At 63.0% G+C, this 20,791-nt stretch carries 19 protein-coding genes; 12 read left to right on the top strand and 7 right to left on the bottom strand.

Features of this window, described 5'->3' with window-relative positions:
* The 3 genes from PHS32_RS19080 to PHS32_RS19070 all read right to left on the bottom strand — a co-directional run.
* A partial coding sequence (locus PHS32_RS19080; RefSeq protein ID WP_301080694.1) for a CHASE3 domain-containing protein occupies window positions 1-845 on the bottom strand: 845 nt, incomplete at its 3' end.
* Between the two features lie 361 nt (window positions 846-1,206).
* Window positions 1,207-2,313, bottom strand: coding sequence for a beta/gamma crystallin-related protein (locus PHS32_RS19075; RefSeq protein ID WP_301080693.1), 1,107 nt, complete (start codon window positions 2,311-2,313; stop codon window positions 1,207-1,209).
* Window positions 2,314-2,405: 92 nt separating this feature from the next.
* Window positions 2,406-4,118: an EAL domain-containing protein gene (locus PHS32_RS19070; RefSeq protein WP_301080691.1), complete on the bottom strand. Its 1,713-nt coding sequence runs from the start codon at window positions 4,116-4,118 to the stop codon at window positions 2,406-2,408.
* A gap of 242 nt (window positions 4,119-4,360) precedes the next feature.
* Here PHS32_RS19070 and PHS32_RS19065 point away from each other — a divergent pair, with 242 nt between their 5' ends.
* A complete protein-coding gene (locus PHS32_RS19065) occupies window positions 4,361-4,582 on the top strand; it encodes an osmotically-inducible lipoprotein B (RefSeq protein WP_301080689.1) in 222 nt (73 codons plus the stop codon).
* 612 nt (window positions 4,583-5,194) lie between these two features.
* Here PHS32_RS19065 and PHS32_RS19060 read toward each other — a convergent pair.
* On the bottom strand, window positions 5,195-5,479 hold the full coding sequence (locus PHS32_RS19060) for a hypothetical protein (RefSeq protein ID WP_301080688.1): 285 nt from the start codon (window positions 5,477-5,479) through the stop codon (window positions 5,195-5,197).
* A 290-nt stretch (window positions 5,480-5,769) separates the two neighbouring features.
* On the opposite strand from PHS32_RS19060, the gene PHS32_RS19055 reads away from it, so the two are divergent.
* Entirely contained in the window at window positions 5,770-5,928 is a 159-nt protein-coding gene (locus tag PHS32_RS19055) for a DUF3309 family protein (RefSeq protein WP_301080687.1), read from the top strand.
* 33 nt (window positions 5,929-5,961) lie between these two features.
* Here the strand turns inward: PHS32_RS19055 and PHS32_RS19050 are convergent, their stop codons facing one another.
* Window positions 5,962-7,317: a CHASE3 domain-containing protein gene (locus tag PHS32_RS19050; RefSeq protein ID WP_301080686.1), complete on the bottom strand. Its 1,356-nt coding sequence runs from the start codon at window positions 7,315-7,317 to the stop codon at window positions 5,962-5,964.
* 73 nt (window positions 7,318-7,390) lie between these two features.
* Between PHS32_RS19050 and PHS32_RS19045 the strand changes: the two genes are divergently transcribed.
* A complete protein-coding gene (locus PHS32_RS19045; protein ID WP_301080685.1) occupies window positions 7,391-8,023 on the top strand; it encodes a response regulator transcription factor in 633 nt (210 codons plus the stop codon).
* Between the two features lie 5 nt (window positions 8,024-8,028).
* On the opposite strand, the gene PHS32_RS19040 is transcribed toward PHS32_RS19045, so the two are convergent.
* The gene (locus PHS32_RS19040; protein ID WP_301080683.1) at window positions 8,029-8,439 is read right to left on the bottom strand and encodes a response regulator transcription factor; all 411 of its coding nucleotides are present in this window, start codon (window positions 8,437-8,439) and stop codon (window positions 8,029-8,031) included.
* A 377-nt stretch (window positions 8,440-8,816) separates the two neighbouring features.
* Between PHS32_RS19040 and PHS32_RS19035 the strand changes: the two genes are divergently transcribed.
* The 9 genes from PHS32_RS19035 to PHS32_RS18995 all read left to right on the top strand — a co-directional run bounded on the left by PHS32_RS19035 (window position 8,817) and on the right by PHS32_RS18995 (window position 19,695).
* Window positions 8,817-9,626 (top strand): beta/gamma crystallin-related protein, encoded by an 810-nt coding sequence (locus PHS32_RS19035; protein WP_301080682.1) that lies wholly within the window; start codon window positions 8,817-8,819, stop codon window positions 9,624-9,626.
* 3 nt (window positions 9,627-9,629) lie between these two features.
* Window positions 9,630-10,925 carry an Nramp family divalent metal transporter gene (locus tag PHS32_RS19030; protein WP_301080681.1) on the top strand — a complete coding sequence of 432 codons (1,296 nt, stop codon included), beginning with the start codon at window positions 9,630-9,632 and terminating at the stop codon, window positions 10,923-10,925.
* 132 nt (window positions 10,926-11,057) lie between these two features.
* Window positions 11,058-12,185, top strand: a complete 1,128-nt coding sequence (locus PHS32_RS19025) for an aminotransferase class V-fold PLP-dependent enzyme (RefSeq protein ID WP_301080680.1) — start codon at window positions 11,058-11,060, stop codon at window positions 12,183-12,185.
* A 114-nt stretch (window positions 12,186-12,299) separates the two neighbouring features.
* Entirely contained in the window at window positions 12,300-13,289 is a 990-nt protein-coding gene (locus PHS32_RS19020) for a MaoC family dehydratase N-terminal domain-containing protein (protein ID WP_301080679.1), read from the top strand.
* Window positions 13,290-13,320: 31 nt separating this feature from the next.
* Window positions 13,321-14,484 (top strand): acyl-CoA dehydrogenase family protein, encoded by a 1,164-nt coding sequence (locus tag PHS32_RS19015; RefSeq protein ID WP_301080678.1) that lies wholly within the window; start codon window positions 13,321-13,323, stop codon window positions 14,482-14,484.
* 610 nt (window positions 14,485-15,094) lie between these two features.
* Window positions 15,095-16,279: a CaiB/BaiF CoA-transferase family protein gene (locus PHS32_RS19010; RefSeq protein WP_301080677.1), complete on the top strand. Its 1,185-nt coding sequence runs from the start codon at window positions 15,095-15,097 to the stop codon at window positions 16,277-16,279.
* A 25-nt stretch (window positions 16,280-16,304) separates the two neighbouring features.
* On the top strand, window positions 16,305-17,693 hold the full coding sequence (locus tag PHS32_RS19005; RefSeq protein ID WP_301080676.1) for an MmgE/PrpD family protein: 1,389 nt from the start codon (window positions 16,305-16,307) through the stop codon (window positions 17,691-17,693).
* A complete protein-coding gene (locus tag PHS32_RS19000; protein WP_301080675.1) occupies window positions 17,690-18,583 on the top strand; it encodes a CoA ester lyase in 894 nt (297 codons plus the stop codon). Before PHS32_RS19005 ends, PHS32_RS19000 begins: the two co-directional genes overlap by 4 nt.
* Before the next feature lie 122 nt (window positions 18,584-18,705).
* Window positions 18,706-19,695 carry a tripartite tricarboxylate transporter substrate binding protein BugD gene (locus PHS32_RS18995; protein ID WP_301080674.1) on the top strand — a complete coding sequence of 330 codons (990 nt, stop codon included), beginning with the start codon at window positions 18,706-18,708 and terminating at the stop codon, window positions 19,693-19,695.
* 40 nt (window positions 19,696-19,735) lie between these two features.
* Here PHS32_RS18995 and PHS32_RS18990 read toward each other — a convergent pair whose 3' ends face one another.
* Window positions 19,736-20,632 carry an inositol monophosphatase family protein gene (locus tag PHS32_RS18990; RefSeq protein WP_301080673.1) on the bottom strand — a complete coding sequence of 299 codons (897 nt, stop codon included), beginning with the start codon at window positions 20,630-20,632 and terminating at the stop codon, window positions 19,736-19,738.
* Between the last annotated feature and the right edge of the window lie 159 nt (window positions 20,633-20,791).

Here is a 20,791-nt window from a genome sequence, read left to right as displayed (position 1 = left end):
TCCAACTGGGTCCAGCCGGTGAGCTGTTCGGCGACCCGATTGAGCAGCGTCACCCGGGCGCTGGCATCGGTGGCGATCACGGCGTCGCCGATGGAACTGAGCGTTACCGCGAGCTTTTCTTCGCTGTCGCGCAGGGTGCCATTGCTCTGTTCCAATTGGCGATTCGTGTTCTCCTGAATTTCGAGCAGATGCCGTGTTTCCAGATGGACCAGATTCTTCAGCCGTTGCTGGGTGGCGCGATGGACAAAATAAACCAGCAGCAGGGCAAACAACATCGCCAGCACGCTGGCGACGATGATGATGGTCAGCAGTCGGCGCATGTCCGACTGGAACTCGGCTTCGCGCTGCGCCAGCGCACGCTCCTCAATCTGGATGAAACTGCCCATCTCGCTGCGAATCGAATCCATCAAGCGCTTGCCCTGGCCATTGCCGACAGCCGAGAGCACGCCGGCCATGTCATGGTTGCGGCGCAACTCGATGGCACGTGACATTTCCGTCAGCTTGGCATCCACCAGAGGTGCCAGTGCATCCAGGTGTTGCAGGCCGACGCTGCCAGCGCTGAATTGACGCAAGGCTTTCAGCTCGCCCCGGATGCGGTCGTGCACCGCCAGATAGGGTTTCAGAAAAGTATCGTCACCGGTCAATAAGTAGCCGCGCTGCCCGGTCTCGGCATCTTTCAATGACGACAGCAATTCGTTCGCGTCGCCCACTGCCGTGAAAGCTTGTTTGCGTGCCTCGGCCGAGTCGCCGATCTGTCGGAAAGACAAAAAGGCGACGCTTACCCCCAGCAGCACCAGCAGGGCAGCGCCGGCCAGCCAGAGGGCGAATTTTTGGGCGACCTTCATGACGCGCTCGGGCCCGGCCGAAGGCAGGGTTCCAGGGTGAAATGGATCGGCGGCACCGGGCGTCGTGCCGGCCTGCTGTTCAAGGTTGGGGGGACTGCGACTATTGTGATCATGAACAAGCTCGGTTACTGCGCGACTGGGTTGGGCGGAGTGCGGAGCCGCAGGTGCCGACAGCACCGTGCCTGCTTATACGCTCTTCTTGGGCCAAGGAGTCGGATTTCCTGACGCCGGCGCCAAACGAGGTCGAAATAAGGTTCGCAAATGAATATTGAGCAACCACGCACCATCCTGAAGTCAAAACCCGCCGCTGTCCGTGCGCTGACGCACATTGGACCGGGGCGGGTTTTACTTTTTCCACGTATTAGTTGCGCGGTTCACCCTGGGCGTTGACGGTGATGGTGCGGCCCGGGGCGCTGGTCAGTTGCACGCGGTGCTCCTGGCCCCTGAAGTTATAGGTGACATCCCAGTAGGCGGGGCGGGCCTGGCTGGGTTCGTTGGTGCAGCGCTGCACATCCTGGGTGCTGACTTGTTGGCCATTGTTGCGTCCGACATTGGAGCCCACCGCCGCGCCGGCGACGGCACCGCCCACGGTGGCCAGATCCTTGCCGGCGCCACCGCCGACCTGGTGCCCCAGAACGCCGCCAATCAGGGCGCCCGCAATCGCGCCACCGATATTGGGCTGGTTCTGGTTTTGAACCACTTGTTCACGCTCGGTCCAGCAGTGCTGCCCCGGCGTGCCCAGCACGGCGTGAACCGAGGTGACATCGGCTTCGAACAGGCGTTCGTCGTTGCGGCGCCGGTTGTCGTAAGCCGGCGCCGGTGCCGGTGCATAGCGACTCTCGTCGACGCGCGCATTCCATGCCACGATTCTGGTGGAGGAAATCCTCCGATTCATGCCCATGGCGGCCAGCGAGGCATAGCGGCCCGGCTGCAAGATCATGCATTCGCCGCTGAAGCGACTGTCGGCGCAAATCTCCCAGCGCTCGCCAAACACCACGACGGAGGAGGCACGGTCGTTGAAGCCGGAGCGGCCGAAGTCGTCTAGCGGCTGATCGGCGGTCAGGCTTCGACCGCCAAAGTTTTCATCTTCGTAAAAGATGATTTGCGGCGCCATCGGCGCGGGCGCGTAGCGGGTGTCGTCGAGGCGCGCATTGCGGGCCACCGGCCGGGTCGAGGAGACCCGGTCGTTCAGGCTCATCATGTCCAGTGAAGCGTAGCGCCCGGGACGCAGCACCACGCAGCGGCCACCGAAACGGATGTTTTCGCAGATTTCCCAACGCTGGCCGACCACCACGGCGGAGGAAGCGCGATCATTGAAGCCGTTGCGGCCAAAGTCGTTGACCTGCCGCTCGGTGGTAAACGAGCGACCCTGAAAGTTGTCATTCTCATAAAAAGTGACTTGCGCGCTCACTTGCGTGGCGATCGCCAGCGCGCCCAGAGCCAAGGTTTTTCTCAACAGTGCATTCATCGATATCTCCGGTTGGTGTGAATCGGCACAGCTTAATCAAGGCGGCCTGCCATGTCGGTGCGATGGCGCACATACCGGTTTGCGGCACGCTATCAATGCAGAAGATGTTCGACCAGTGCGCAGGCCGGGACCGGGCGTCCGAACAGGTAACCCTGGAAGGCATCGCAGCCCATCCTGGCCAGGAAGTCGCGTTGCCGCGGGGTCTCCACGCCTTCGGCAATGACTTTCAGCCGCAAGCTGCTGCGTCGCTCCAGGATGGTGCGGGCGACAACAGAGTCGCTGGGGTTGGTCACAATGTCGCGTACAAACGAGCGGTCTATTTTGAGCTGGTCCAGCGGCAAGCGCCTGAGGTAGGACAGCGAAGCGTAGCCAATGCCGGCATCACCCAGCGAAAAGCCGACGCCGTGGGCTTTGACGGCATTCATCTTGGCAATGGCATTTTCCGTGTCTTGCGCCAGCATGCCGGCGCTCATTTCGAACCTGAGCAGGCGCGGGTTGGCGGCGGTCTGCTGGAGCGCCCCGACCACCAGGGCGACAAAGTTGGGTTGTGCAAACTGGACCGCGCTCAGGTTGACGGCCACGGTCCAATGGGCCGTTTCGCTGCGCTGTGCCCAGTGCGTCAATTGAGCGCAGGCGCTCAGCAGCACCCACTGCCCCAACGCCAGAATCATGCCTGACTCTTCCGCCAGCGGGATGAAATGGGCCGGCGCCAGCAGGCCGCTTTGCGGGTGCTTCCAACGCACCAGCGCTTCCGCGCCGGTGGGCACCCCTTGGCGATTGACCTGTACCTGGTAATACAGGACAAACTCCTGCATCGCCAGACCCCGGCGCATGTCTTTCACAAGCGCCTCGCGGGCTTGTGCGGCGGGTGCAAAAAAGCGTGCTGTATTGCGACCTGCCGATTTGGCCTGGTACATGGCCAGGTCGGCCTTGTTGATCAGATCGTTCTGGTCCTCGTGAGCCCCCAGGAAGACCACGATGCCAACGCTGGCCGTGCTGTCACAGGCTTGCCCGCGCAACTGGAAGCCGGCCGCAAAGGATTGCAAAATCTTGTTGGCAATCGACTCGGCCTGCGTGGCCGCCTCGGCGTCGTGCGCGCTCAGGGCCTCCAGCAGAATCACAAACTCGTCGCCGCCCAGACGGGCCACGCTGTCGCCCTCGCGCAGACAGGCTTGCAGGCGCGCGGCCGCTTGTTGCAGCAGGAGGTCACCCATGTCGTGACCCAGCGTGTCGTTGAGTTGCTTGAAGTTGTCCAGGTCCAGAAAGATCAGGGCACCGTGCTCGCCGGTGCGGGCGGAGGTCAGCATCGCCTGCTTCAGGCGGTCCATCAGCAAGCGTCGATTCGGCAGGCAGGTAAGCGGATCATGCAGCGCCAGCGACGCCAGCGCGCGGTTGGAATGTTCCAACTGCCGGTACAGCAAGCGCACCTGGAGCAGGTTGTGAATGCGTGTCTTGACTTCAAGCAGATCGAACGGCTTGGCTACAAAATCCCTTGCGCCAGAGGCCAGGGCTCTGAGCTTGTGGTCTGGCTGAGCCGTGATGGCAAGGATAGGCGCATAGCCATCACTTTCAATTTCCTTCAGGCCCGCCATCACCTCGAAGCCATCCATGCCGGGCATTTGCAGGTCAAGCAGAATCAGGTCGTATCGGTTGGCGCGATGCAGCGGGCAGACCGCCTGCGGGTCCAAGGTGGAGCTCACCTGCCGGTAGCCGACTTCTTGCAACAACTGCTCAAGCAACTGCACATTGGCTTGCTGGTCGTCAACAATCAGGATGCGGGCGTCCAGGATATCGTCTTCACTCACCATCGTGTCTCCTCCCATTCAAGTTTTTTTGGATGTTCACGGCAGATTCTGAACCTGTCTGTGCGCTGGGACACAGACGGGTACCAGGCCCCAATGGTTTCGATCCGGGCGAAAGTATTTCATCGTGTGTACGCCGACGCACAGACCGTGGCCTGGCAAGAGAAAACAATTGGTTTTCGTCCGTGACGGCGCAAGTTGCGCGCCACGCCTTGTTTCTTAAAGTCCATTTGGAGAAATTTCTCATGAAACAACTTAAACGCATTCTTGTTTGTTTGCCGGCCGCCGTGCTGGTGTCGCTGGTTGGCCTGGCCGGTTGTGCTGGCATGACCCACCAGGAAAAAGGTACTGCCACCGGTGCCGTTATCGGCGGTGTTGCCGGTAACGTGCTGTGCGGCGGCGGTCTTCTGTGCACCGGCGCCGGCGCGGCGGTGGGCGGTGCCATTGGTCACGAAGTGACCAAATAGTCAGGCGTGGCGGCACGACTCCAATAGTTCCAAGGCCCGCCCGGTTCTCATCGAGCGGCCCCCGCGAGGGGGTTTGGCCCGGCCATCGTGCCGGGTCTTTTTTTGTCTTCACATGGATCTTTCCCGAAAGGGTGCCCTGCCAGGCTCCGTTCAGCGTTCCGGGTGGATCAGGCTGACGGGGCACTCAGCTCCGTGTCCCCCGCCCTGCGGGCTCCTCCTTTACCTGCGCTGAGCGCCCCGCCAGCCTGATCTTTCAGCCAGGGTTGGTGTGCGAGCAACGCGAACCACCGACGCTCGCCGCCGAGGGCGCTGGGGTGGGTGGCGTAGCGTGGACTTGGGGTTTTGCCAAATAAAGGGGGAGGCCGCAGGCCGGAGGACATTCGCGGAGCTACCCACCGCAGCGCCCTCGACCCACACGCGCATGGACCTCAGTTATTGACTTGCGAAAGCAATCTGCATCAGGCAGGCTTGGCCAGAGCGGTGTCGTGAATTTCGGAATCAATAATTCAGCAACAGTTACAGGATGACGCCGGTAGCGATGGCCAGCAGAACGTGATCACCCACCGATTTGAGCCCAGTGGTAACCCTGCGCTGACGCACTCAGGGGGAACCTTACAGTTGCGACCTGAAGTAATGGAAGGCATGGGTAAAGGCATCGCTGACTTTTTCCATTTCGGCGACCATGCTTTCCCAGGTGGCTTCGGTGGCGGCCTTCAGTTCTTCCAGTTTGGCCGTGGCCAGCCTGGATTGGCGGCGCAGCAGGTTCATTTCCTGCTTGTACTGCTCCTGCGCATCGGCCTTGACCTCATTGGCCTTGGCCTCCAGTTGCTTCATTTTTGCATTCAACTGGTCCAGTTGAAGTTTGATTTTGGCGATATACGCGTCTCTTTTCGACATAGTGATAACTCCCATGGTTCAGGTCATGCCGGGACTGAGCGTGGCTCAGCGGGGGCTGTCTCAAGCTCATCTCTTTCGACAGCTGTGGTGAGCGTAACCAGGCAACTGCCTGCGGTCGGTGCGCTTTCCCACATACCGGCGAAGGTTGTCCATCCACGGCGCAACAATTTCCGGCTGTGTTGGACAACGCACAGAAGTTGCCTCCGCGGTTCCCTAAGCTGCGGCTGTTCGGAGTCCGACCAGCTTGGTCGTTCCGGCTTCTATTCACGCATTACTTCAAGGGGAAGACCATGAGCCTGGGTACCATTTTGTTGCTGGTTTTGATTCTGATGCTGATCGGCGTCATTCCGACTTGGCCGCACAGCCGGGGCTGGGGTTACGGACCCAGCGGAGGGCTGGGATTGATCGTGCTGATCGTTGTGATCTTGCTGCTGATGGGACGGCTATGACCTAGCATCCCGCGTGCCCAGCGCGGCAGGCGGCTAGGGCAGGTCGACGTCCGGCGGCTTGGTTGGCAGCGCCGGCGGCAGCGTGGCCTGAATCAGGGTGCCTTGTCCCGGCGTCGACTGTAGCGTCATGGTCCCGCCGTGGGCCTGGATGCGAAAACGCATGCCCAGCAGCCCGTACGCGGAGCGCGCTTGCACGGTGGTGTCGAAGCCGACGCCATCGTCGCGAACCGAGACCACGACCTGGCCGTCGTGTGTGCCCAGGTGCACCCGGACATGGCTGGCCTGGGCGTATTTGACAATGTTGGTGATGGCTTCCTGAACCAGGCGGTAGACCATCAATTCGGCCGTCGCCTCCAGCTCGACCGGTTCCAGCGAGCATTGAACATCGATGCCCGAGTGTTCCGCGAACTCGCGCGCCAGAATTTCAAGCGCCGCCACCAATCCCAGGTTGCCCAGGGCCGACGGCCTCAGGTTTTCGATGATGTTGCGTCCCAGTGCAATGCTGCTGTTGAGGGTTTCGACCAGGTGGGCCAGCAGCTCCAGTGTCTCGGGGGGCGCGCCGGCCAGCCGCGACTTGACGCGGGCGGCGTCGAGCTTGGCCAAGGTGAGCAGCGCACCCAGGTCATCGTGCAGGTTGCGCGCCAGCCGGCTGCGCTCGTCCTCGCGCGCCGTTTGCAGGTGATGCGTCAGCTCGGTCAGCTCCAGCGTGCGTTGTTTGACCTTGCTTTCCAGCCGGTCGCGGTCGGCTTGCACCATGCGCCGCAGCTCTTCCTGCTTTCTCTCGAAAGTGCCGGTCTGGCGCATGTAGATGAACAGGGCCAGCAAATTGGCGGCACTGAACAGCGCCACGCCCAAGCGATGCCACAGCAGCGTGTGGTACATGCTGTCGCGGCTTTCCACCATGTTGAACATCTCATGTTCCAGCAGTTGGTCGCCGAGCCGGCGCAGTTCGACAACCTCCTCCTCTTTGACGTTGCTCAAAATGAGTGTCTTGACGGCCTCAAGCTGGCCGTCATCGCGCAAGCGCATGGTGGTTGCGAGTTCCGCCAGCTCGAGGTCGACCGCGGCATGCAATTTGGCCAGCACTTCCCGGTGCTCGGGCTTTTCGGCGTAGTACCGGTCCAGCGCACGGAAAGATTCACTGACTTTCTCCAGTGCCTGCTGGTAGGGCTGGAGATACTCCTGGCTACCGGTCAGCAGATAGCCGCGTTGCGCGGTCATGGCCGTCAGGATACTGAGCTGCAACTCGCTGATGTTCATGCGCGCGGCCCCGGTGGCCCCCAGTTCCTCGTGCGTGCTGAGCGAGCGCCAATACGAGCTTTCGCTGATGAACATGGTTGCCAGCGCCGCCAGGCAGGCCAGCACGAAGACGAGTCGGATGTGTTTCATGACCATTAGAATACTCACCGTTGGCCTATTCTCCAAATGTGCGACTCCGCCGCATGGAGCACCGCCACACACCATGATTCGAATTGCCATTGTTGACGACCACCCGATGCTGCGCGCCGGGCTGCGACATTTTTTTTCCGACCAGATCGACTTTGTCGTTGTTGCCGAAGCGGCCAGCGGGCGCCAGGCGATCGACATCGTGCGCAAGGGCGAGCTTGACGTGATTGTGATGGATATCTCGATGCCGGACTTCAGCGGTGTCGAGGCGCTGGCTGCCATCAAGGCGCGCGCACCCGACTTGCCGGTGCTGATCCTGAGCAGTTTTCCGGAAGAGCATTACGCCACCACCTTGCTGCGCCAAGGCGCCAGCGGCTACTTGAACAAGGAATGCGACCCGGAAGAAATCGTCCGGGCGATCCGCACCGTGTGCCGCGGGCGCAAGTACATCACCACGGGCGTTGCCGAACGTCTGGCCGAGGGCTTGGGCGCCGAGGGCGACAAGCCGCTTCATGAAAACCTGTCGGAACGCGAGTTGCAGGTGTTTCTGCGCCTGGCCAAGGGCGAGGCGATCGGCCATATGGCCCAAGGCATGTCGCTCAGCGTCAAGACGGTCAGCACCTACCGCACCCGGGTGATGGAAAAAATGAAACTCGAATCCAACAGCGACCTGACTTATTACGCGTTGAAAAACGGCTTGATTCAATAAGCCCCTCAGAACAGCGCGCGCTGCTTGCCGATATCGGCCTGGCCCACCGCCAGTTCACTGCAGTAGTGGATCAGCGCATCGATCTCGTTGGACTTGTCGAATACCCGGTGCGCGCCCAGTTCCAGGCAGCGCCGGCGCATGTCCGGGGTGGCGTAGTTGCTCAGCACCACCAGCCCGAACTGCGGCGCCATCTCGGCTGCCGCCTTGAGCACGCCCAGGCCCGAACCGGCCTTCAGAAAGATGTCGACGATCACCAGATCCGCCTCGTTGCCGGGCTGCGTCAACCACTGCACCGCCGCGGCTTCATCCTCGGCCGTGCCCATCACTTGAAGCGGCAGCAGTTCTTCCAGCGTGGCTATCAGGCTTTCACGAATGAGGGGGTTGTCCTCGACGATATAGGTTTTGAGTGACTGCATGAAACTGTGCTTCTTCCTTGGCGTCCATTTAGGCTTAAACGCTGCATTTTGCCTTGTCTCCAAGCCCTGTTCAGTGCCGCACCGTGCCGCCCGGGGAGCCGGTGTGACGGTGGCAGAAAACAAAGCTTGACTCCAATATGCATCATAAGTCGCGGCAAATCTAGCGCCGGCTAGCGCGCCAGATTGTCAGACGATTCCTACACGGTTGGCGCGCCGTGGCGCAATGGCCGCCCGTCAAGCGGCAGATGTAGGACATTGACTACCGCGGCAGGTGGAGCCGTCCGCTGTTCATGCCGTGGCGGGCAACCGACACTTGATTGGCGCCCCGGGTTTGGATGCGGGCTTGGGTGAGCACAAATTTTTACTTGGAGATGTCAATGAATGCAATTTTCAGAAACCTGCTGGCGTTGGCCGCGCTGGCTATTTCCTCTCAGCTCATGGCACAGGTCATTTTCTACGAACATGACAATTTTCAGGGGCGCTCTTTTACCGCCGAGAAAAGGATAGGCGACCTGAATCGCTATGGCTTCAACGACCGTGCCTCCTCGGTCGTGGTGCTGCGCGAGCGCTGGGAGGTTTGCGAGGAGGTCCGCTTTGCCGGCCGCTGCGTGGTGCTGCGTCCGGGCCGCTATGCTTCGCTGGCCGCCATGGGCCTGAACGACCGTGTTTCGTCGGTGCGCAGCGTGAGTCAAAAAGCGCGCATCGATGACCAGCGCTATGCGCCGCCCCCGGCTCCGGTGTACGACAACCGGCGACGCAACAATGAGCGGCTTTATGAGGCGAAAGTCATTTCCGTGCGCGCCGTGGTCGGGCCACCGCAGCAGCGCTGCTGGCTGGAACGCGAGCAAGTGCCGCAGCGCGGTGACGTGAACGTCCCCGGCGCACTGGCCGGAGCACTGCTAGGCGGTATTCTGGGGCATCAGATCGGCGGCGGCAGCGGCAAGGACCTGGCTACCGTCGGCGGCGTCATGGCCGGGGCGGCGCTGGGTGCCAATGCCGGGCGCGACAGCAACGCGCAACAAGTTCAAACGCAAGAGGTGCAGCGTTGCGCCAGCGTGCCGTCGCAGGCCCAGCCCGAGTTTTGGGACGTGACCTACGAATTCCGCGGTGTGCAGCATAATGTCCAGATGACGACGCCTCCCGGACCGACCATCACCGTGAACCAGGCGGGCGAGCCCCGTTCCTAGCGGATGAAACTGCCTGGTGCGCCCCAGCCAGGCACTGCGCCGGTCCACAAGAAGTCCTTGTGGGCACGGCTGGGGCCGGGGTTGATCAGCGGCGCCGCGGACGACGATCCCAGCGGCATTGCCACTTACTCGCAGGTTGGCGCGGCCTTTGGCTACAGCATTCTTTGGACCGCCTTCTTCACCCTGCCATTGATGATAGGCATCCAGACCGTCAGCGCCCGGATCGGGCGCGTCACCGGTTACGGACTCGCCGCCAACATCCGCAAGCACTACCCGCCCTGGTTGCTGTACGCCGTTGTCGGCTTGCTGCTGGTCGCCAACACCATCAACATTGCGGCCGATATCGGCGCCATGGGAGCGGCGCTGCAACTGCTCATTGGCGGCTCGGCGCACTGGTACGCGATCGGCTTTGGCGTGCTGTCGCTGGTGTTGCAGGTGCTGGTGCCTTTTCCGCGCTATGCACCGCTGTTGAAGGCTCTGACGATGGCGCTGCTGGCCTATGTGGCGACCGTGTTCGTGGTCAGGATTCCGTGGGATCAGGTGCTCTACCAGACCTTGTTGCCGGCGCTGTCGCTGAAACCGGATTACGTGGTGGCGGTGGTGGCGGTGTTCGGCACCACCATCAGTCCGTATCTCTTTTTCTGGCAAGCCTCGCAGGAAGTCGAAGAGCAACGGGCCACGCCCGGCGAGCGGCCGTTGACCAAGGCGCCCAAACAGGCAACGGCCGAATTGCAACGCATCAAGGTCGATACCTACCTTGGCATGGCGTTTTCCAACATCGTGGCATTTTTCATCATGCTGACGGCTGCTGTGACCCTGCATTTGCACGGCGTCACCGACATCCAGACTTCGGCGCAGGCGGCGCAGGCGCTGCGCCCGCTGGCCGGGGATTTTGCCTTCATGCTGTTTTGTGCCGGCATCGTCGGCACCGGCTTGCTGGCGGTGCCGATTCTTGCCGGCTCAGCCGCTTATGCGGTCGCCGAATCGTTCAAGTGGCGCATGGGACTGGGTTTGCAGTTCATGCAGGCACGCGGTTTTTACGCCATTGTGGTGGTCGCGACGGTGCTTGGCGTGGCACTCAATTTCACGGCCATCGACCCGATCAAGGCGCTGTTCTGGAGCGCCGTCATCAATGGCGTGATCTCGGTCCCGGTCATGGTGGTGATGATGTTGATGGCGGTGCGCTCCGACATCATGGGCCGCTTTGTCATCTCGCGGCGCCTGCAGTTGCTGGGCTGGCTGGGGGCCGCCAGCATGGCCGCTGTGGTGCTGGCCATGTTCGCCACCTGGGGGCAATGACGCTGGCGCCGGTGACCGATTGGCATTCGGGTTGATGGCTGGATTTTCCCCGATGGCCGCGTGCTATGCTGGCAGGACTGGTCGGCGCGTGCGGCGACCGACACCCGATTTCAACTTGTAAAGGAGCCTCCCATGCCCGGCCTTCTGCCCCACGTCGATCCCGACGGCTTGCTCGAATTCTCGGTGGTTTATACCGACCGCTCGCTCAATCATATGTCGAAAAGTTTTCAGAGCGTGATGAAGGACATCTCCGGTATTCTGAAATCGGTGTACCACGCCCGCTCGGCGGTGATCGTGCCGGGCAGCGGCACTTTTGGCATGGAGGCGGTGTGCCGCCAGTTCGCGACCGATAAAAAGGTGCTGATCCTGCGCAACGGCTGGTTCAGTTACCGCTGGACGCAGATTCTGGACATGGGCCGCATTGCCGCCGAATCGACGGTGCTGAAGGCGCGCCCGGTCGGTACTGCCAAGCAGGCGCCCTGGGTGCCGGCACCGATTGACGAAGTGGTGGCCGCGATCCGCCAGAAAAAACCCGATCTGGTGTTTGCGCCGCACGTGGAAACCTCCAGCGGCATGATGCTGCCCGACGACTACCTGCGCGCCGTGGCGGCGGCCGTGCACGAGGTGGGCGGCCTGTTTGTGCTGGACTGCATTGCCTCAGGGGCGATGTGGGTGAACATGGTCGACATCGGCGTCGACATCCTGGTCAGCGCGCCGCAAAAAGGCTGGAGCGGTTCGCCCTGCTGCGCCATGGTGATGCTGGGCCAGCGTGCCCGCGCCGCCATCGACGGCACGACCAGCAGCAGTTTTGCCTGCGATCTGAAGAAGTGGCTGCAGATCATGGAGAGCTATGAGGGCGGTGGTCATGCCTACCACGCCACCATGCCCACCGATGCGCTCACCAAGCTGTGCGAGGTAATGAAAGAGACCCAGGCCTACGGCTTCGACAAGGTGCGCGCCGAGCAGATGGAGCTGGGCGCCAGGGTGCGAGCCCTGTTCGAGCGTCGCGGTTTCGTCAGTGTGGCGGCTGAGGGTTTCAAGGCGCCGGGGGTGGTGGTGAGCTACACCGAAGACCCCGAAATCCAGTCCAGCCGCAAGTTTCTGGCCGAAGGCCTGCAGACGGCCGCCGGCGTGCCGCTGCAATGCGACGAACCGGCCGACTTCACGACTTTTCGGGTCGGCCTGTTCGGGCTCGACAAATGGCATAACGTGGACCGCACGGTAGCCCAGCTGGCCAGCGCGCTGGACCGGATTTTGTAGCGCCCGTCAGTTGGCGGGCCGACCCGGCCGGCGGCGTCCCGGCGCACGCCCTGCGCTCTTCAGGCCAGGGTTGGCGCCGCTCCCGCGACCCTGTAGCCTTGTGGAGACGACAACATGTGCAGTTCTGCCCTGAACGACGACACCCGAACCTTGAGCACCGCCACGCTGGCCCACCTGCAAACTTGGGTTGGCAGGACCGAAACCCTCAGCGACGACATCACGGCCGCGCCGCTGCGGGCGTTGTCGGCCACGCTGGACCGCGACGACGCCTTGCCGCTGCCGGGAGTTACCGTGTTGCCGCCCTTGTGGCACTGGCTGTATTTTTTGCCGCGGCCGCGCCAGAGCGAGATCGGACCCGACGGTCACGCCAAACGCGGCGGCTTCCTGCCGCCGGTGCCGTTGCCGCGACGCATGTGGGCCGGTGGTCGGCTGAAATGGCTGCCCGAAAATCCGCTGCGTCTGGGTGATGCGGTGCGGCGCATCTCACGCATCGAATCGGTCACGCACAAGGCCGGGCGCAGCGGTGATCTGCTGTTCGTCCTGGTGAAGCATGAGGTTCATAACGCCAAGGGCCTGGCCCTGACGGAAGAGCACGACATCGTCTATCGCGCTGCACAGGCCCCCACGCTCGGCACTGGCGTGTCCTCGCTGCCCCCCGAGGGGGCTCTCGCGGCTAGGGGCGGCCCGTCGCCTCTCGGCCAGGCCGGCGACCCGGTGCCGATGCCGATGCCGATCGCCGCTGAGCAGAGTGCTGCCTGGCAGCGCGAGATTGTGCCCGACGATGTGCTGCTGTTTCGCTACTCGGCGCTGACCTTCAACGGCCACCGCATCCACTACGACCGCAAGTATGTGACCGAGGTCGAGGGCTACCCGGGCCTGATTGTCCACGGCCCCTTGATCGCCACACTGCTGGTCGATCTGTTGCGGCGCCATGCGCCGCAGGCCTTCGTCAAGTCGTTCGACTTCAAGGCGCTGCGGCCGACTTTCGATCTGCATCCGTTCCGGCTCATGGGCCAGGCTTCAAGCGATGGCAAGAGCGTGCGGCTGTGGGCCCAAGACCATGAAGGCTGGCTCACCATGCAGGGCAGGGCGGAAATCGCCTGAGTGGCCGGCCAGCCAAAGACCGACAAAGACCATGATCAAAACCACCCCCGACCAGTACCAGGAGATCCGCGACGCCGTGCGTGCCCTGTGCGCCGGTTTCCCCGACGAATACCACCGCACGATCGATGCGCAGCGCGGCTACCCGGAAGCCTTTGTTGACGCGCTGACCCGGGCCGGCTGGCTGGCGGCGCTGATCCCGGCTGAATATGGCGGCTCCGGCCTGGGCCTGGCAGAGGCCTCGGTCATCATGGAAGAGATCAACCGCAGCGGCGGCAACTCGGGCGCCTGCCACGGCCAGATGTACAACATGGGCACCTTGTTGCGCCACGGCTCCAGGGCGCAGAAAGAGCTGTACCTGCCCAAAATCGCCAGCGGCGAATGGCGTTTGCAGTCCATGGGTGTGACCGAGCCCAGCACCGGCACCGACACCACCAAAATCAAGACCATGGCCGTCAAGAGCGGCGACCGCTATGTGGTCAACGGGCAGAAAGTCTGGATCTCGCGCGTGCAGCATTCCGACTGGATGATCCTGCTGGCGCGCACCACGCCGCTGGCCGAGGTGAAGAAGAAGTCCGAAGGCATGTCGATCTTCCTGGTCGACTTGCGCCAGGCCGAAAGATCGGGCATGACGGTGCGGCCGATTCCCAACATGGTGAACCACGAGACCAACGAACTGTTCTTCGAGAACCTGGAGATCCCGCAGGAAAACCTGATCGGCGAGGAAGGTCAAGGCTTCAAGTACATCCTGGACGGACTGAACGCCGAACGCACCCTGATCGCCGCCGAATGCATTGGCGACGGCTACTGGTTCCTGGACCGTGTCACCAAATACGTCAACGAACGGGTGGTGTTCGGTCGCGCTATCGGCCAGAACCAGGGCGTGCAGTTTCCGATTGCCGACGCTTACATCGAAGTAGCGGCGGCCGACCTGATGCGCTGGGAGGCGTGCCGCTTGTTCGACGCCGGCCAGCCCTGCGGCGCCCAGGCCAACATGGCCAAGTACCTGGCGGCGAAAGCCAGTTGGGAAGCCGCCAACGCCTGCATCCAGTTCCACGGCGGCTTCGGTTTTGCCAATGAATACGACGTCGAGCGCAAGTTTCGCGAGACCCGGCTGTACCAGGTGGCGCCGATTTCGACCAACATGATTTATTCCTATGTGGCCGAACATATTCTCGGGTTGCCGAGGTCGTTTTGATGCCTGGTTTGTTTTTTGATTGCGCGATAGGCCGGGTCTCCCACCGGGGGTCGTCGGGATGTGCGCCCGACAGCGCAGTAACTTTCTTTTGCTTCGCCAAAAGAAAGTCACCAAAGAAAAGGCGAGCCGGATTCGTCGCCCGGCGCTTTGCGCCGGTACGCTGCGTTGCTCGGGCCGGGCGGGGTGCGCAGAAACTCGCCCTGCGGGCTCAAACATCTGCGCCCCTGATCCGCCCGTCCCTGCGCTACTCGCCTCCTCATAACGGCGGAAACAAAGCCAATACCGCCGTTGCGAGCGAAGCGATGCAACCCACCGCGCCGCCGCAATGCCACTGCGTCGAAGTTGGACATCTCCCCCACGCCGTTGAGGCAGGGCTGAGCAGCGCAGCAGTCAGCGGGTTAAGGGCTGGCGCATGTTTGAGCGAAGCGAGTTCGCGACAGACCCCGCTGGCTGCGAGCAGCGCAAGGAACCGCGCAGCGGCCCTGACGTCGGCTCGCCTTTCTTTTGGGTACTTTTCTTTGGCGAAGCAAAGAAAAGTACCTCGCCTGCCGGGGCGAGACCCGGCTTGCAGGACGGATGGGATGAACAGTTTTTCAAAAAGTAAATTTGAATGAAACAAAGACCCCTTGACGGCCTCACCGTCATCTCCCTGGAACACGCCATCGCCGCGCCGTTCTGCACGCGCCAGCTGGCCGATCTGGGGGCGCGGGTGATCAAGGTGGAGCGTCCCGGCGTCGGCGACTTTGCGCGTGCTTACGACACGCGGGTCAAAGGGCAGGCCTCGCATTTCGTCTGGACCAACCGTTCCAAGGAGAGTCTGACGCTGGACCTGAAACAGCCGGCGGCGCTGGCGCTGCTGATGCAGTTGCTGGGCAAGGCCGATGTGCTGGTGCAAAACCTGGCGCCCGGTGCGGCGGCGCGCATGGGACTTTCTTTCGATGCGTTGAAGCAAGACCACCCACGGCTGATCGTCTGCGACATTTCGGGCTATGGCGAGGACGGTCCTTACCGCGACAGGAAAGCCTACGACTTGCTGATCCAGAGCGAGGCCGGCTTTTTGTCGGTTACCGGCACGCCGGAGGCACCCAGCAAGGCCGGCAACTCGGTGGCCGACATCGCGGCCGCCATGTACGCCTACAGCAGCATCCTGTCGGCCCTGTTGCTGCGCGGCAAGACCGGGCAGGGCAGTCATATCGACGTCTCCATGCTGGAGTCGCTGGCCGAGTGGATGGGCTACCCGATGTACTACGCGTTCGAGGGCGCGCCTCCACCACCGCGCAGCGCGGCTTCGCACGCCAGCATCTACCCCTACGGCCCGTTCGCGGCGGGCGACGGCGGCACGCTGATGCTGGGCTTGCAGAACGAGCGCGAATGGAAGGTTTTTTGCGAGCTGGTGTTGCAGGACGCGGCGCTCGCCACCGATGCGCGTTTTGCCAACAACGCCAGTCGCAACCAACACCGTGAAGCGCTCCAGACCATCATCCTGGCTGCGTTCGCCAAGTGCAGCACGGAGCAGGTGATGGCGCGGCTGGAGCAGGCGCAGATCGCCAACGCCCACATGAACGACATGGCCGACTTGTGGGCGCACCCGCAGTTGCAGGCACGCCAGCGCTGGCAAACGGTGGGCTCGCCGGCGGGTGACATTCCGGCCCTGCTGCCGCCGGGCCGCAGCAACGCCTTCGACTACCGCATGGACCCGGTGCCGGCGGTGGGCCAGCATACCGAGGCCATTCTGCGCGAGCTGGGGCAGGGCGACGACGCCATTGCGGCCCTGCGCGCTGCCGGGGCTGTTTGACCCCTTGACGCGGAAGGAAATTGAAATGAAATCGCCCACTGCCCAACTCGCCGCGTTCGCCTCCAACCTGCGCTTTGACGCCGTTCCCGCGCCGGTGCTGCGCAAGGCGGAAGAGCTTCTGGTCGACTGGTTTGGCTCGGTGCTGGCCGGCCACGGTGCTCGCCCGGTGGACAGCATCACGCGCTTTGCCCTGGCCATGGGGCCGCAAGCCGTGCCGGGCTGCGACACGCCGCCGGCCGGAGCGTCGGAGGTGATTCTCCAGCGTGCCCGCAGCAGCCCGTACCTGGCGGCCATGGCCAACGCCGCCGCCTCGCATGTGGCGGAGCAGGACGATGTGCACAACGGTTCCGTCTTTCACCCGGCCACGGTGGTGTTCCCGGCGGCGCTGGCGGTGGCCCAGGCGATCGGTGCCAGTGGCGCGCAGTTGCTGACGGCTTCGGTGGCGGGCTATGAAGTGGGTATCCGGGTCGGCGAATTCCTCGGCCGCTCGCACTACAAGGTGTTTCATACCACCGGCACCGCCGGCACGCTGGCGGCAGCCGCGGCGGTCGGTCATCTGCTGGCGCTGAACGCCGCGCAGATGCAGCATGCCTTCGGCTCGGCCGGCACGCAGGCGGCCGGTTTGTGGGAGTTTCTGCGCAGCGGCGCCGACAGCAAGCAGCTGCACACGGCCCACGCGGCGGCGGCCGGTTTGATGGCCGCCTACCTGGCGCAGGACGGTTTTACCGGTGCTGCGCAAATCCTGGAAGGGCCCCAGGGCATGGCGGCCGGCATGTCCAGCGACGCCGATCCGGCCAAGTTGACGGAAGGCCTGGGTACCCGCTGGGCCACCCTGGAGACGTCCTTCAAATACCACGCCTGTTGTCGCCACACGCACCCGGCGGCCGATGCCTTGTTGCAAGTCATGCAGACCCACCGTTTGCAGGAGGAGGATTTGGCCCGGGTGGTCGCGCATGTGCACCAGGGTGCCATCGATGTGCTGGGACCGGTGCAGAGGCCCACAACGGTGCATCAGAGCAAGTTTTCCATGGGCACGGTGCTGGCGCTGGTGGCGCGCTTTGGGCAGGCCGGCTTGGCGGAGTTTGCACAGCATTTTCAGGATCCGGTCACCGTGGCGCTGCGTGACCGGGTTCAAATGCAGCTCGACGCCGAAGTGGACGCCGCTTATCCGCAACGCTGGATCGGCAAGGTGACGGTTTACACCACCGATGGTCGCGTGCTGCAAGGGCGTGTCGATGAGCCCAAGGGCGACCCCGGTAACACCCTCAGCCGCGCTGAAATAGAGGCCAAGGCGCTGCGTCTGGCCGCCTTCAGCGGCGCTGCGACGGCCCCCGAGATGCAGGCGGCCGTGAACGCGCTGTGGCAGGTGGCCGGCTGGCCACGGGTCGGGACATTGCTGGAGCCTGCGTCATGAGTGGCGGGTTCAGTGCACTGGTCGCGGCACGCTCGTTTCTGTTCGTGCCGGCGAATCGTCCCGAGCGTTTCGCCAAGGCGCTGAGTTGCGGCGCCGACGCCGTCATCATCGACCTGGAAGACGCGGTGGCACCGAGTGAAAAGTTGGCCGCCCGTCAGCAGTTGGCGACTGCGTTTGCTGGTTTCACCAGCAGCGACAAAACGCGGGTGGTGCTGCGCATCAACGCCGCCGGCACGCCCTGGTTTGAAGAGGACCTGAACCTGCTCCAGTCGCTGGTCGGACAGGGCTTGTGCGCCGTCATGCTGCCCAAGGCGGAGTCGGCCGTCGTATTGCAGCAATTGGCGCAGCGTCTGGGGCCAGGCTGCGCGCTGCTGCCGCTGGTGGAATCGCTGGCCGGCCTGGACGCCGTGGACGCGCTGGCCAATGCGCCGCAGGTGCTGCGGCTGGCCTTTGGCAACCTTGATTTTCAGGCCGACCTGGGACTGGCCTGCGCAGCCGATGAAGCCGAACTGCTGCCAGTGCGTCTGGCGCTGGTGATGGCGGCACGGCGCGCCGGTCTGGCGCCGGCCATCGATGGTGTCACGGCCAACATCAAGGACCCGCTTCAATTGCAGTTCGACACGGCACGCAGCCGGCGCGCTGGTTTTGCTGCCAAGCTGTGCATCCACCCGACGCAGGTGGCCAGCGTGAATGCGGCCTTTGCGCCCAGTGCTGCTGAGCTGGAGTGGGCGCAGCGCGTGCTGGCGGCGTTCGAAGCGGCCGGCGGTGGCGTCTTCAGCCTGGATGGCCGCATGGTCGATGCGCCGGTGTTGCGACTGGCCCGGCGCACGCTGGTGCAGAGCCGTCGGACCGCGGCGGACGGAGTCGGGGTCGTTCAGCCGGATCGGTAGGCCGGGCAGGGTTTTTCCGGTTACAGGTTGTTCCATTCGTGCGCAAAATCAGACCCGATGCAGGACGGCTGTAGGCACGTCGGAGCAGTATCGATAACCCAACTTATTGCGAGGAAGACCCGATGAAACTGAAGTTCAAAACCCTGCTGATGGCAGCCCTGGCGGCGCTGGGCCTGGGCGCGAATTCGCCGGTTCTCAGCCAGACCGCCTGGCCGGAAAAACCGGTGACGCTGGTGGTGCCGTTCGCGGCCGGCGGACCGACCGATCTGGTGGCCCGTCTGATTGCAGTTCCCATGGGCAAGTCGCTGGGTCAGACGGTGCTGATAGAAAACACGGTGGGTGCCGGCGGCACCATCGCCGGTGCCCGCGTGGCCCGTGCGACGCCCAACGGCTACACGCTGTTCATTCACCACCTGGGCATGTCCACGGCACCGGCTTTGTACAAGAAGCTGTCGTTCGATCCCTTGAAGGACTTTGAATACATAGGCCAGGTGGTCGATGTGCCCATGACCTTGCTGGCGCGCAAGGACTTTCCGGCCGCCAACTTCAAGGAACTGGAAGCTTATGTGCGGGCTCACAAGGACAAGATTTCACTCGCCAACGCCGGGCTGGGGGCGGTGTCGCACCTGTGCGGTCTGCTGTTCATGAGCCAGATCGGGGTCGAACTCAACACCATTCCGTACAAGGGCACCGGGCCGGCCATGAACGATTTATTGGGCGGCCAGGTGGATCTGCTGTGCGATCAGACCACCACAACGGTGCCCATGATCAAGGACGGCCGGGTCAAGGTTTACGGTGTGACCTCGCTCAAGCGCCTGAGTGTTTTACCCAATGTGCCGACGCTGGACGAGCAGGGTTTGAAAGGTTTTGAAGTCAAGGTCTGGCACGGGATTTATGCGCCCAAGGGCACGCCGCAACCGGTGCTGGAAAAAATCAACGTGGCCTTGCGGGCCGCGCTGCAGGACCCGGTGGTGAAGCAGCGCATGGCGGACCTGAGTTCCGACATCGCGCCCATGGACAAGGTGACGCCGGCCGGCCTGAAGAGCCAGTTGGAGGCGGAGATCGCCAAATGGGGTCCGGTGATCCGCAAAGCCGGCATCTACGCCGACTGAACGCCGTCAGTGGCCTGATTGCCGGGCCACCGGCGGCGGTTCAGCCCAGGCCGTTGGCGTTTGCCAAAACGCCTTGGTCCGCAGCCAGTTCGGCCACCGCCTGCTGCGCCGCGGCTTTCTCCGCAACGTTGGCAAACTTGCTGTATTTGCCCAGAATGCTGACCAATTGGCCGTACACGCGAGGGCTGCCGGCCAGGCATTCATGTTGCTCCAGGAAGTCGGGCTCGCCCGTGAAATTGCCCATCAGGCCGCCGGCTTCGGTGACCAGCAAGGAGCCTGCCGCCACGTCCCAGGGTTGCAGTCCGGTCTCGAAAAAGCCGTCGGTGAAACCGGCCGCGACGTAGGCCAGATCGAGCGCCGCGGCGCCCGGGCGGCGCAGGCCGGCGGTACGCTGCATGACATCGCCCATCATGCGCAGGTAGCTGTTGAAATCATCGGTCGGACGGAACGGGAAGCCGGTGGAAATCAGGCACTCCTGAAGGCGGATGCGTTTGGAGACGCGGATGCGGCGGTCGTTCAGGTAGGCACCACGCCCCTTGGTAGCGGTAAAGAGGTCGTTGCGGCTGGGGTCGTAAATGACGGCTTGTTCGATCTTGCCCTTGACCGCCAGCGCAATGCTGACGCAGTAGATCGGCAGGCCGTGGATGAAGTTGGTGGTGCCGTCCAGCGGATCGATGATCCAGACAAACTCGGAGTCCTGGGCGCCATGTTCCGGTCCCGATTCCTCGGCCCAGATGGCGTGGCCGGGGTAGGCACCCAGCAGCGTCTCGATGATCGCCTGCTCGGCGGCGTGATCGACTTCGGTGACGAAGTCATTGACCTGTTTTTGCGAGATGCGAACCGCCTCGACGTCCAGTGCGGCGCGGTTGATGATGGAACCGGCGGTGCGGGCGGCCTTGACGGCCACATTGATCATGGGGTGCAGATTGGGGGACATGGATAACTCTATATGTTTGAGGCACAGACCTTGAGTTCTGTTCCTTTAGCGGCTGTCATGCCGGACTGGATCCGGCATCCATGGATTGCGGGTCCGGCCCGCAATGACAGTTGTTTTTGCCAGCGACAATAGGGCGATTTTAACCGTCCCGACGAGTTT

It is taken from the genome of Rhodoferax sp. (assembly GCF_028714215.1).
In the GTDB taxonomy this organism is placed as follows: Bacteria; Pseudomonadota; Gammaproteobacteria; order Burkholderiales; family Burkholderiaceae_C; genus Rhodoferax.
Note: the sequence above shows the minus strand (reverse complement) of the source record. Positions and strands in the feature narration are given on the sequence as shown.